This is a genomic window from Pseudomonas sp. LBUM1673 (assembly GCF_059695645.1).
In genome coordinates this window covers 4,397,440-4,408,687 of the sequence record NZ_CP166780.1, presented here as the reverse complement: position 1 = coordinate 4,408,687, position 11,248 = coordinate 4,397,440, and the positions used below count along the sequence as shown (strand labels likewise).

Below are 11,248 nucleotides of genomic sequence, written 5' to 3'. Positions count from 1 at the left end.
TTTGATCGCCTTCGCAAGTGCTATTTTTTCAGGTCTTCGGCGCCTTGCAACGGCTCATCACCGAGCAGCAGGTCCTTGGCATGGCTAACCTGTTCTTCCTCGAACATGCGCCAAATCTTGTCATCCTGCACGCCCAGCAATTCGACGAAGCGGCGGCCTTCTACCTTGTCGCTCAACTGGCCGATGTAGCGGCCCTGTTCGGTTTCGCTGCGGGCCAGGGTGATCTTGCGATCTTTCTCCGGTTGGGTGGGCGAAATCAGGTTCAGCTCAAGGGTTTTGGGCTGGCTGTTGCCGCTCAGGCGCAGGTCGACTTCACCGGTCACGTCATCCAGGTGCACGCTGGCGCGCAGTTGCAGGGTCTGGGCGAGCAGTTCGCGGTCCAGAGAACGGTTGATGCCCTTGCCGGCCTCGTAATAGTTGTCGTTGACCAGATTGTCCGGGTTGTTTACCGCGATGGTCACCATCGACAGGGTCAAGGCCACCGAGCAGGCCAGGATTGCGATGATGATCCACGGCCAAAGGTGCTTGTACCAGGGACTTGCGGCAGTTGCTGCGGGCATGATCACTTCTCTCAACGAATTTGTGGGCCGATGAATCGGCTCTTGGCTTCAACGTGGACGTTGGCGTCATCGGCATCCTTGAGGATGAATTTCACCTCGTTGGTGCTCGACGGCAGTTGCTCCGGTGCACTGGACAACTCGACCGGCTGGCTGAAAATCTCCCCGGCGGCGACTTTGATCTCGCGCTTGCCTTGCAGCTTGAGGTCCGGCAGGCCGGTGGCTTCCAGCACGTAGGTGTGGTCGCGCTGGTCCTTGTTCATGATCTTCAGGCTGTAGACGTTTTCGATCCGGCCTTCGGCGTTCTCGCGGTACAACACGCGGTCTTTGCTGACATCGAAACCGACCAGCGAGCGCATGAAGAACGCTGTCACCAGCAACGCGATCATCGCCAGCAACACCAGGGCATAGCCGATCAGACGTGGACGCAGTTTATGGGTTTTTTGCCCCGACAGGTTGTGCTCGGTGGTGTAGCTGATCAGTCCGCGCGGGTAATCCATCTTGTCCATGATGCTGTCGCAGGCGTCGATGCAGGCCGCGCAGCCGATGCATTCGATTTGCAGGCCGTCGCGGATGTCGATGCCGGTGGGGCAGACCTGGACGCACATGGTGCAGTCGATGCAATCACCCAGGCCCTGAGCCTTGTAGTCGATGCCTTTCTTGCGCGGGCCACGGCTTTCGCCACGACGCGGGTCGTAGGAGACGATCAGCGTGTCCTTGTCGAACATCACGCTCTGGAAGCGTGCATACGGGCACATGTAAATGCACACCTGCTCGCGCAACCAGCCGGCGTTGCCGTAGGTGGCAAGGGTGAAGAAACCGACCCAGAAATACGACCAGCCATCGGCCTGACCGGTGAAGAACTCGATCACCAATTCGCGAATAGGTGAGAAGTAACCGACGAAGGTCATGCCGGTCACAAAACCGATCAACAGCCATATCGTGTGCTTGCTGAACTTGCGCAGGAATTTGTTGGCACTCATCGGTGCCTTGTCGAGCTTGATGCGCTGGTTGCGATCGCCTTCGGTGACCTTTTCGCACCACATGAAAATCCAGGTCCAGACGCTTTGCGGGCAGGTGTAGCCGCACCAGACCCGACCAGCATACACGGTGATGAAGAACAGGCCGAAGGCACTGATGATCAGAATCCCCGAGAGCAGGATGAAATCCTGAGGCCAGAAGGTCGCGCCAAAAATAAAGAATTTACGCTCCGGCAGGTTCCACCAGACAGCTTGGTGACCACCCCAGCTCAGCCACACCGTGCCGAAATACAGCAGAAACAGCCCGGCACCGCCAAACATCCGCAGATTGCGGAACAGGCCGGTGAAAGCGCGGGTGTAGATTTTTTCTCGAGAGGCGTAGAGGTCGACGCTGTTGTTCGTGTTCTTGGCAGGCGGGGTGACGTCGTGTACCGGAATCTGATTACTCATCATTGCATCCCACGGCAGTGGAAAAATGCCTCGGTCAGTACGTGCCGACCGCGGTCAAAAAGAGGTGTTGCAGTGGCGCAATGATACGCCTGTCGCTCTGGCACAAGGGTGCGACCTTTGGTCGCGTTGGGGAAAAAACACCAATGGTGTAGCGAATGTAACAAAGCATGATGCAGGTCAATTGACTTAATGAGTATGGCTGACTTTTTTGCAGGCGGGAGGTCGATTCCCTTGAGTCTGGCGTCATTTGGCAAACCAGGGGGGGCTATCGGTATCTTTAAATAAGGTTTTAAGTTGGGTTTGTCGCTTCTGGTTTAAGTTCTGCTATTGGGTGAGTAGTTAAGGGAGCCGGCTAATTAATTTGAAATGGGTTTTGAGTTTTCTTGTTTGTGGTTTTCGAATAACTTTCCTTTCGGGCAACATCGGTTGCCGGTTTATTAAATAGAGCATAAAGGGAATTATATGAAAGCTTCATTCAAGGAAGGTCTGCTTAGTTGTGCGCTTATGTGGTCGCTCGGTTTTATTTCACCCACGGTGCTGGCTGAGCAAAATCCCAACCACATGGTGTTTGCGTCCGATCCGCAATACCCCTGGACGGATAAGACTGACAGCGGCGAGCCCGAATCCAACTCGGAAAAGGAAGCGCGCTCGCGGGGGCTGATAGAAAGCCAGTTTTCGGATATTGCAAACTTCAGGAAAAACTTCAGCACATCACCTGAGCATATTCCAGTCATGATTAATGGTGATATTACTGCCTATGGTCACGGCTGGCAGCGGAGTTGGCTCAGGCCGGCGCTAAGCAAATACTTCGGCACTAATGTCTTTTACGGTCTCGGCAATCATGATTATGAGAAGAACGATTGTTTTTCCGAAAGTTGTGCTGCCGGCAGTATTACCGATTTTGAAGAGCATCATCGTGGCAAGGTCGAGAATCTGGATCTGAAGATCAGTGGCAGTGCGGTTAACAGGCTTTATTCGGGGAGTCTGGCCTACTCCAAGGATATCGGGGATGTGCACCTTGTTCAGTTGCACAATGAGCCAACGTATTCGGTACGGATTTCCCACTTCCTGAACCCGACGACGTTCGAAATCAAGGATTCCCTGGACTGGCTGGAAAAGGACTTGAAGGCTGCACGCGACAGGGGGCAGATCATCATTCTCAATATGCATAAGCCTGGCCGCTGGCAGGGCAGCGATGAGCAGGTCAACCGATTCATAAAGATGATCGAAGACTACAAAGTCACCGCGGTGTTCGCGGGCCATTTGCACACGAGGGCAGGACGCCTCTGGTGGAACGACAAATTTGGTCGCGTACCGGTGTATTTGAGCGGCTCCGCTTCTCAGCAAACCTACCTGATCGCCAGTTTTTCAAAGGACAGGAAAAGTCTGACCATCAGCAAGGTCGAAGGTAACAACTGGCCGAGCCGCGTGGCGGTGGATACGATTGCGGTCGAATAGATTCGCCATGCTTCAACGAAACGGCCCCGCCAATTCTCATTGGCGGGGCCGTTTTTTATTGCATCAGCGTTGGCCTTACTGAGCCTCGGCTTCCGGTGCTTTTTCACCGTGGGACAGGCTGTATACATAAGCCGCCAGCAGGTGAACCTTGTCGTTGCCTTGCAGCTGTTCTTGCGCCGGCATCTGGCCCTGACGGCCGTAACGGATGGTCTGCTGCAGTTGAGCGAAGCTCGAACCGTAGATGAACGCCGCTGGGTGAGTCAGGTCAGGGGCGCCCATCGCTGGGGTACCTTTGCCTGCCGGACCGTGGCACGCCACGCAGTTGGCGGCGAACAGTTTCTGGCCGGCAACCGGGTCAGCTTTGGCGCCTTCCGGCAGCTTGCGACCATCGAGGCTGGTCACCACGTAAGCGGCGACGTCGCTGACGCCTTGTTCGCCGATCACTTCAGCCCAGGCCGGCATCACGGCATGACGACCGCCCATGATGGTGGTCTTGATGGTTTGTGCTTCACCGCCCCAGCGCCAGTCGGCGTCGGTCAGGTTAGGGAAACCGTAGGCGCCTTTGGCGTCGGAACCGTGGCAGACCGAGCAGTTGGAGGCGAACAGGCGGCCCCCCATCTTCAGGGCTTGCGGGTCTTTGGCGACTTCTTCGATTGGCATGGAAGCGAACTTGGCGAAGATCGGGCCGAACTTGGCGTCCGACCTGAGCATTTCCTTTTCCCACTCGTGAACGCCGGTCCAGCCGGTCTGGCCGTTGGCGAACGCGGTCTGCTTCTCGTTATCGAGGTAGTTATAGCCCGGCAGCAGGCCTTTCCAGTTACCCAGGCCCGGGTACAGCACCAGATAGCCGAGAGCGAAAATGATGGTGCCCACGAACAGCATGAACCACCATTTCGGCAGTGGGTTGTCGTACTCCTCGATACCGTCGAAGGAGTGGCCGACCGTTTCTTCGGTGGCTTCGCTGCGCTGGCCTCTACGGGTGGACAGCAGCAGCCAGGTCAGGGCGAAGATGGTGCCGAGACTGAGGACTGTGACGTACAGACTCCAGAACGTAGTCATTCTTTGTTACTCCTAGAAGCTTGCTCGACGTGCTTGATGGCTTCGGGATCATCCGCGAAAGGCAGCAAGGTCGCGTCTTCAAACTCCGACTTGCGCTTGGGGCTGAACACCCACAACGCCAGACCGATGAAGGCCACCATCACAACAACGGTGCCCAAGCCACGAATCATCCCGATATCCATCTAAATCACCGTTTGCTTTTGATGATGGTGCCCAGGCCTTGCAGATAGGCCACCAGCGCGTCCATTTCGGTTTTGCCCTTCACAGCATCCTTGGCACCGGCGATGTCTTCGTCGGTGTAAGGAACGCCGAGCGTGCGCAAGACTTCCATTTTCTTGGCGGTGTCTTTGCCGTCGAGCTTGTTTTCCACGAGGAACGGGTAGGCCGGCATTTTCGACTCAGGCACCACGTTGCGCGGGTTGTACAAATGCGCACGCTGCCAGTCATCGGAGTAACGACCGCCGACACGGGCCAGGTCCGGACCGGTACGTTTGGAACCCCACAGGAACGGGTGGTCCCAGACGCTTTCACCGGCGACCGAGTAGTGGCCGTAACGTTCGGTTTCAGCACGGAACGGGCGGATCATCTGCGAGTGGCAGCCGACACAACCGTTGGCGATGTACACGTCGCGGCCCTCCAGTTCAAGGGCGGTACGAGGCTTCATGCCCTCGACCGGCTTGTTGGTGACGTCCTGGAAAAACAGCGGAACGATTTGGGTCAGGCCGCCGACGCTGACGGCGATAACCATGAAGAAGGCCAGCAGGCCAATGTTCTTCTCGACTGCTTCATGCTTCATCAGTGAGCTCCAACTACAGCAATCTGTTCAGCGGCTTTGGCTTCAGCCGGGTTCGAGGCACGTACGGTACGCCATACGTTGTAGGCCATGAACAGCATGCCGCTGGCAAAGAACGCACCGCCCAGGGCGCGAACGATGAAGCCTGGGTGGCTGGCTTGCAGCGCTTCGACGAACGAGTAGGTGAGGGTGCCGTCATCGTTGATTGCACGCCACATCAGGCCCTGGGTGATGCCGTTGACCCACATCGACGCGATGTACAGCACGGTACCGATGGTCGCGAGCCAGAAGTGCGTGTTGATCAGGCCGATGCTGTGCATCTGCACGCGACCGAACAGTTTCGGGATCATGTGGTAGATCGCGCCAATCGAAATCATCGCTACCCAGCCCAAAGCGCCGGCGTGAACGTGGCCGATGGTCCAGTCGGTGTAGTGCGACAGCGAGTTGACGGTCTTGATGGCCATCATCGGGCCTTCGAAGGTCGACATGCCGTAGAACGCCAGCGATACCACGAGGAAACGCAGGATCGGGTCGGTGCGCAGCTTATGCCAGGCGCCCGACAGGGTCATCATGCCGTTGATCATGCCGCCCCAACTCGGAGCCAGCAGGATGATCGACATCGCCATGCCCAGGGACTGAGCCCAGTCCGGCAGTGCGGTGTAGTGCAGATGGTGGGGACCTGCCCAGATGTACAGGGTGATCAGCGCCCAGAAGTGCACGATCGACAGACGATAGGAGTAGATCGGACGCTCGGCCTGCTTTGGAACGAAGTAGTACATCATCCCCAGGAAGCCGGTGGTCAGGAAGAAGCCCACGGCGTTGTGGCCGTACCACCACTGGATCATTGCGTCCGTCGCGCCCGAGTAGGCCGAGTAGGACTTGAACAGGCTGACCGGCAGCGACATGTGGTTGACGATGTGCAGCATCGCGGTCACGACGATGAAAGCACCGTAGAACCAGTTACCGACATAGATGTGCTTGGTCTTGCGCTTGACGATGGTGCCGAAGAACACCAGACCGTAGGTGACCCAGACAATGGCCAGCAGAATAGCCAGAGGCCATTCCAGTTCCGCGTATTCCTTGGTGGTGGTGTAACCCAGCGGCAAGGTAACGATCGCGCCGACGATCACCGCTTGCCAACCCCAGAAGGTGAAGGCCGCGAGGCTGTCGGAAATCAGTCGCGTTTGGCAGGTTCGCTGCACGACGTAATAGGAAGTGGCAAACAGAGCACAACCACCGAAGGCGAAAATCACCAGGTTGGTGTGCAACGGGCGTAAGCGTCCAAAAGTCGTCCACGGCAGACCGAAGTTCAATTCCGGCCATACAAGCTGTGAGGCGATGAAGACACCAAGCCCCATGCCAAGGATCCCCCAGACCACCGTCATGATGGCGAACTGGCGGACTACCTTATAGTTATAAGCAGTCGGACTGATTGCTGTGCTCATTCTAAGGTTCCACGGTTTGGGTGTTTTATTAGGAGTAAAAATCGGCCGCAAGTATGGAGAAAGCGGGGGGTCATTGCAACGCGCCATGACCTGGGTCAATGCTTTCAAAAGCTGATTCTGCGGCCTTTCCATGCGCTGCGTAAGGACAAAATTGCCCTCTGACAAAATGTCGCAGCGGATGAAAAAAGCGAGGGGTTCAGGTCAGTTGTAACGGGGTATGTTCAAACACGACGATCGGGTGACAGAGGGCAACGGGGACGATAGCCGGTGTCTACCAGCCTTTGCGGCCTGTCATCGAGCACATTCGTAGAACACATCGGGTTGGATCGACCTGGAACCGGCGCTGACCAGTCCGCATCGCAGGAAGCTTAGACTCGAATCCGGCGAATCGAAAGGCAGACCAAGGGAGGGTGCGACAATGCGTCGCAAAGGGGCAGGGAACTGCCGCATCCGGGTGAATGCGGCGGTAGAGCGGACGAGATTTATTCGCTTTTGCCTTCAGCCTGCAAACGTTCTGTATTCAGACCGTGTGACAGGCTGTACACATAAGCGGCCAGCAATTGCACCTTGTCGTTGCCGAGCAGTTCATTCTGCGCCGGCATATGGCCCTGGCGGCCGTGACGTATGGTTTGTTGCAGTTGCGCCAGGCTTGTACCGTAGATAAAACCGGCCGGTTGCGTCAGGTTCGGCGCCCCCATGGCTTCAGTGCCCTGGCCGTTTGCCCCATGACAGGCTACGCAGGTGGTGCTGAACGCTTGCTGTCCGGCTTGCAGATCGGCCGTGCTGCCTTCCGGCAAGGGCAGGCCGGCCAATGTATGGCGCACATAAGCGGCGACGTTTTTCACGCCGGCGTCTCCGAGGATTTCCCCCCAGGCCGGCATCGCCGCCATGCGCCCGCCCAGGATGGTGGCCTTGATGGTTTCGGCATCGCCGCCCCAGCGCCACTGGCTGTCCGACAGATTAGGGAAGCCGAACGCGCCCTTGGCATCCGAGCCGTGGCACACCGAGCAATTGGACGCAAACAGGCGACCGCCAATTTTCAGCGCTTGCGGGTCCTGGGCCACGTCTTCCACCGGCATGGCGGCGAACTTGGCGAAAATCGGCCCGAACCTGGCATCAGCCTTGTTCATCTCCTTTTCCCATTCGTGGACGCCGGTCCAACCGTCCTCGTAACCGGGCAGGATGCCTTTCCAGTTGCCCAGGCCTGGGTAAAGCACCAGATAACCCACGGCAAATACCAAGGTGGCGGCGAACAACATGAACCACCACTGCGGCAGCGGGTTGTCGTATTCCTCGATGCCGTCGAAGCTGTGGCCCATGGTTTGGTCGGTGCTGCCCTTGGTTTCCCCTCGGCGCGTACCGATCAGTAGCCAGGTCAGGCCGATCAGGCTGCCGATGGTCAGCACGCAGATCCATACACTCCAGAAGGTGGTCATGGCCGGGTACTCCTAGTGGCGGATTCTGGTTGGGTGCTGTTTTCGGATGGCGGCTCGTCGGCGAACGGCAGCAGACGCGCTTCGGCGAATGCCGGATTGCGTTTGCTGTTGAACACCCACAGCGCCAGGCCGACGAAGGCCACGAACACCACGAGCGTGCCCAGGCCGCGGATCATTCCACTGTTCATTCCACTGCTTATTTCAAAGAACATGGCTCACCTCTTGCTCTTGATGGCAGTGCCGAGCACTTGCAGGTAGGCGACCAGCGCGTCCATTTCGGTCTTGCCCTGGAGCGAGGCGACTGAACCTGCGATGTCGTCGTCGGTGTACGGCACACCGAGGGTGCGCATGGCGCGGATCTTGGTTTCGGTGTGGCGGCTGTCGACCGGATTGGCCACCAGCCATGGATACGCCGGCATCTTCGATTCCGGCACCACGTTGCGCGGGTTGTACAAATGCGCGCGGTGCCAGTCTTCGGAGTAGCGACCGCCCACTCGCGCCAGGTCAGGTCCAGTTCGTTTCGAGCCCCAGAGGAATGGGTGATCCCACACGCTTTCCCCGGCCACCGAGTAGTGGCCATAGCGCTCGGTCTCGGCGCGGAACGGGCGGATCATCTGCGAGTGGCAACCGACGCAGCCTTCGCGGATGTAAATGTCGCGACCTTCCAGTTGCAACGCGGTGTAGGGCTTCATGCCTTCCACCGGTTTGTTGGTCACGTCCTGAAAGAACAGCGGGACGATCTGGGTCAGGCCGCCGATGCTCACGGCCAGCACCATCAGCAACAGCAGCAGGCCGACGTTTTTTTCGATTGTTTCGTGTTTCATGGCGGACTCCTCAGGCTATCTGCGCGGCAGTGGCGGCTTCGGAGGGCTGCGAGGCCCGCACGGTGCGCCAGGTGTTGTAAGCCATCAGGAACATGCCACTGAGAAAGATCGCGCCGCCCACCAGTCGCACGACGAAGCCTGGGTGACTGGCCACCAGGGTTTCGACGAAGGAATAGGTCAGCGTGCCGTCCTCGTTGACGGCGCGCCACATCAGGCCCTGGGCGATGCCGTTGACCCACATCGAGGCGATGTACAGCACGGTGCCGATGGTCGCCAGCCAGAAGTGCGCGTTGATCAGGCCGATGCTGTGCATCTGCGTGCGGCCGAAGATTTTCGGGATCATGTGGTACAGCGCACCGATGGAAATCATCGCCACCCAGCCGAGCGCGCCGGCGTGAACGTGGCCGATGGTCCAGTCGGTGTAGTGGGAGAGGGCATTGACCGTTTTGATCGCCATCATCGGCCCTTCGAAGGTCGACATGCCGTAGAACGCCAGCGACACCACGAGGAAGCGCAGGATCGGATCGCTGCGCAACTTATGCCAGGCGCCCGAGAGCGTCATCATCCCGTTGATCATCCCGCCCCAGCTTGGCGCCAACAGGATCAGCGACATCACCATGCCCAATGACTGCGCCCAGTCCGGCAACGCGGTGTAGTGCAAGTGGTGCGGGCCGGCCCAGATGTACAGGGTGATCAGCGCCCAGAAATGCACGATGGACAGGCGATAGGAATACACCGGACGCTCGGCCTGTTTCGGCACGAAGTAGTACATCATCCCGAGGAAACCGGCGGTGAGGAAAAAGCCTACGGCGTTGTGCCCGTACCACCACTGCACCATGGCATCGGTCGCACCGGCGTACACCGAGTAGGACTTGGTGAAACTCACTGGCAACTCCAGGTTGTTGACGATGTGCAGGATCGCCACGGTGATGATGAATCCACCGAAGAACCAGTTACCGACATAAATGTGTTTGGTCTTGCGCTGCATGATCGTGCCGAAAAACACGATGGCGTAGGCCACCCAGACAATGGTGATCAGGATGTCGATCGGCCATTCCAGTTCGGCGTACTCCTTGGAACTGGTGTAACCCAGCGGCAGGCTGATGGCTGCCAAAAGAATTACCAGTTGCCAGCCCCAGAAGCAGAACGCGGCGATTTTCGGCGCAAACAATCGGGTCTGGCAGGTGCGTTGTACCGAATAGAACGAACTGGCGAACAAAGCGCAGCCGCCGAAGGCGAAGATCACCGCGTTGGTGTGCAATGGACGCAACCGGCCGAAGCTGGTCCACGGCAGATTGAAATTGAGTTCGGGCCAGACCAACTGGGCCGCGAGAAAAACCCCGAGCCCCATGCCGACGATGCCCCATACCACCGTCATAATGGCGAATTGGCGGACCACCTTGTAGTTGTAGGCGGTACTGATAGAAGTGTTCATGGTTCCCCATCCACGGTTCAGCCGAAGTGGAGGCGTTTGCGCAAGGCAACGCTCCCTTCGCCTGGAGTTATAGGCAGACTAAAAGCGAGGCAAGCATGGACAAACAGCACAAGGCCAGTATTGACGGGGATCAATGGGCGCAGTGCGTGCGGGATCATGGATGGTTGTGGAATGCCGCCTCAGCGCCGGCTTCGGCGACACTGATTCTCGCTCACGGCGCGGGTGCGCCGACGGACAGCGGCTGGATGAACGACATGGCTGCGCGCCTTGCTGCGCATGGGGTCAATGTGTTGCGTTTCGAGTTTCCCTACATGGCGCAACGGCGAGTGGACGGTGGCAAGCGCCCGCCGAATCCGGCGCCGAAGTTGCTGGAATGCTGGCGCGAGGTCTATGCCGTGGTGCGACGCCATGTCGCTGGGCGTCTGGCCATTGGCGGCAAGTCCATGGGCGGGCGGATGGCCAGTTTGCTGGCCGATGAGTTGGGCGCGGATGGGTTGGTGTGTCTCGGTTATCCGTTTTATGCGGTGGGCAAACCGGAGAAGCCGCGGGTCGAACATCTAGCTGCGCTAAAGACGCGGACGTTGATTGTGCAAGGCGAGCGGGATGCGTTGGGTAATCGTCAGGCCGTCGAGGGTTATGAATTGGCGCCGGGCATCGAGATGTTCTGGCTGGTGGCGGGGGACCATGATTTGAAGCCGTTGAAGGCTTCGGGGTTTACCCATGAGCAGCATCTGGCGGCTACGGCGCAGAAGGTTGCTGAGTTTCTTCAGTGAGATTTGCGGTGCCAGACAGGGCCTCTTCGCGGGCAAGC

At 58.2% G+C, this 11,248-nt stretch carries 12 protein-coding genes; 2 read left to right on the top strand and 10 right to left on the bottom strand.

The annotated features are described in order from the left end of the window. Positions 1 to 20: 20 nt before the first annotated feature. A complete protein-coding gene (locus tag ACA044_RS20365; protein WP_497442994.1) occupies positions 21 to 560 on the bottom strand; it encodes a FixH family protein in 540 nt (179 codons plus the stop codon). An 11-nt stretch (positions 561 to 571) separates the two neighbouring features. After that, the gene (ccoG, locus tag ACA044_RS20360) at positions 572 to 1,987 is read right to left on the bottom strand and encodes a cytochrome c oxidase accessory protein CcoG (protein WP_497447275.1); all 1,416 of its coding nucleotides are present in this window, start codon (positions 1,985 to 1,987) and stop codon (positions 572 to 574) included. A gap of 462 nt (positions 1,988 to 2,449) precedes the next feature. Between ccoG and ACA044_RS20355 the strand changes: the two genes are divergently transcribed. After that, a complete protein-coding gene (locus ACA044_RS20355) occupies positions 2,450 to 3,445 on the top strand; it encodes a metallophosphoesterase family protein (RefSeq protein WP_497442993.1) in 996 nt (331 codons plus the stop codon). Positions 3,446 to 3,520: 75 nt separating this feature from the next. Here ACA044_RS20355 and ccoP (ACA044_RS20350) read toward each other — a convergent pair whose 3' ends face one another. The 8 genes from ccoP (ACA044_RS20350) to ccoN (ACA044_RS20315) form a co-directional block, all read right to left on the bottom strand. Beyond that, the gene (gene ccoP / locus ACA044_RS20350) at positions 3,521 to 4,504 is read right to left on the bottom strand and encodes a cytochrome-c oxidase, cbb3-type subunit III (RefSeq protein ID WP_497442992.1); all 984 of its coding nucleotides are present in this window, start codon (positions 4,502 to 4,504) and stop codon (positions 3,521 to 3,523) included. Further along, entirely contained in the window at positions 4,501 to 4,686 is a 186-nt protein-coding gene (locus ACA044_RS20345; RefSeq protein WP_003175465.1) for a CcoQ/FixQ family Cbb3-type cytochrome c oxidase assembly chaperone, read from the bottom strand. Before ACA044_RS20345 ends, ccoP (ACA044_RS20350) begins: the two co-directional genes overlap by 4 nt. Positions 4,687 to 4,691: 5 nt before the next feature. Next, positions 4,692 to 5,300 (bottom strand): cytochrome-c oxidase, cbb3-type subunit II, encoded by a 609-nt coding sequence (gene ccoO, locus ACA044_RS20340; RefSeq protein ID WP_007905434.1) that lies wholly within the window; start codon positions 5,298 to 5,300, stop codon positions 4,692 to 4,694. Beyond that, complete coding sequence (gene ccoN, locus ACA044_RS20335) at positions 5,300 to 6,742, bottom strand: cytochrome-c oxidase, cbb3-type subunit I (RefSeq protein WP_497442991.1); 1,443 nt, start codon at positions 6,740 to 6,742, stop codon at positions 5,300 to 5,302. The genes ccoO (ACA044_RS20340) and ccoN (ACA044_RS20335) overlap by 1 nt, the downstream gene beginning before the upstream one ends. A 482-nt stretch (positions 6,743 to 7,224) precedes the next feature. Continuing rightward, positions 7,225 to 8,178 carry a cytochrome-c oxidase, cbb3-type subunit III gene (ccoP, locus tag ACA044_RS20330; RefSeq protein ID WP_497442990.1) on the bottom strand — a complete coding sequence of 318 codons (954 nt, stop codon included), beginning with the start codon at positions 8,176 to 8,178 and terminating at the stop codon, positions 7,225 to 7,227. After that, positions 8,175 to 8,390: a cbb3-type cytochrome oxidase subunit 3 gene (locus tag ACA044_RS20325; RefSeq protein WP_497442989.1), complete on the bottom strand. Its 216-nt coding sequence runs from the start codon at positions 8,388 to 8,390 to the stop codon at positions 8,175 to 8,177. The genes ccoP (ACA044_RS20330) and ACA044_RS20325 overlap by 4 nt, the downstream gene beginning before the upstream one ends. Before the next feature lie 3 nt (positions 8,391 to 8,393). Next, positions 8,394 to 9,002, bottom strand: coding sequence for a cytochrome-c oxidase, cbb3-type subunit II (ccoO, locus tag ACA044_RS20320; protein WP_497442988.1), 609 nt, complete (start codon positions 9,000 to 9,002; stop codon positions 8,394 to 8,396). A gap of 10 nt (positions 9,003 to 9,012) precedes the next feature. Next, the gene (gene ccoN, locus ACA044_RS20315) at positions 9,013 to 10,437 is read right to left on the bottom strand and encodes a cytochrome-c oxidase, cbb3-type subunit I (protein ID WP_497442987.1); all 1,425 of its coding nucleotides are present in this window, start codon (positions 10,435 to 10,437) and stop codon (positions 9,013 to 9,015) included. A gap of 95 nt (positions 10,438 to 10,532) precedes the next feature. On the opposite strand from ccoN (ACA044_RS20315), the gene ACA044_RS20310 reads away from it, so the two are divergent. Then, entirely contained in the window at positions 10,533 to 11,210 is a 678-nt protein-coding gene (locus ACA044_RS20310) for an alpha/beta family hydrolase (protein ID WP_497442986.1), read from the top strand. The last annotated feature ends 38 nt before the right edge of the window (positions 11,211 to 11,248 follow it).

Coding starts and splice junctions, on each gene's coding strand:
- ccoN (WP_497442991.1), bottom strand. CDS start 6,742: ATGAGCACAGCAATCAGTCCGACTGCTTATAACTATAAGGTAGTCCGC.
- ACA044_RS20325 (WP_497442989.1), bottom strand. CDS start 8,390: ATGTTCTTTGAAATAAGCAGTGGAATGAACAGTGGAATGATCCGCGGC.
- ccoG (WP_497447275.1), bottom strand. CDS start 1,987: ATGAGTAATCAGATTCCGGTACACGACGTCACCCCGCCTGCCAAGAAC.
- ACA044_RS20355 (WP_497442993.1), top strand. CDS start 2,450: ATGAAAGCTTCATTCAAGGAAGGTCTGCTTAGTTGTGCGCTTATGTGG.
- ccoP (WP_497442992.1), bottom strand. CDS start 4,504: ATGACTACGTTCTGGAGTCTGTACGTCACAGTCCTCAGTCTCGGCACC.
- ACA044_RS20365 (WP_497442994.1), bottom strand. CDS start 560: ATGCCCGCAGCAACTGCCGCAAGTCCCTGGTACAAGCACCTTTGGCCG.
- ccoO (WP_007905434.1), bottom strand. CDS start 5,300: ATGAAGCATGAAGCAGTCGAGAAGAACATTGGCCTGCTGGCCTTCTTC.
- ccoP (WP_497442990.1), bottom strand. CDS start 8,178: ATGACCACCTTCTGGAGTGTATGGATCTGCGTGCTGACCATCGGCAGC.
- ACA044_RS20345 (WP_003175465.1), bottom strand. CDS start 4,686: ATGGATATCGGGATGATTCGTGGCTTGGGCACCGTTGTTGTGATGGTG.
- ACA044_RS20310 (WP_497442986.1), top strand. CDS start 10,533: ATGGACAAACAGCACAAGGCCAGTATTGACGGGGATCAATGGGCGCAG.
- ccoO (WP_497442988.1), bottom strand. CDS start 9,002: ATGAAACACGAAACAATCGAAAAAAACGTCGGCCTGCTGCTGTTGCTG.
- ccoN (WP_497442987.1), bottom strand. CDS start 10,437: ATGAACACTTCTATCAGTACCGCCTACAACTACAAGGTGGTCCGCCAA.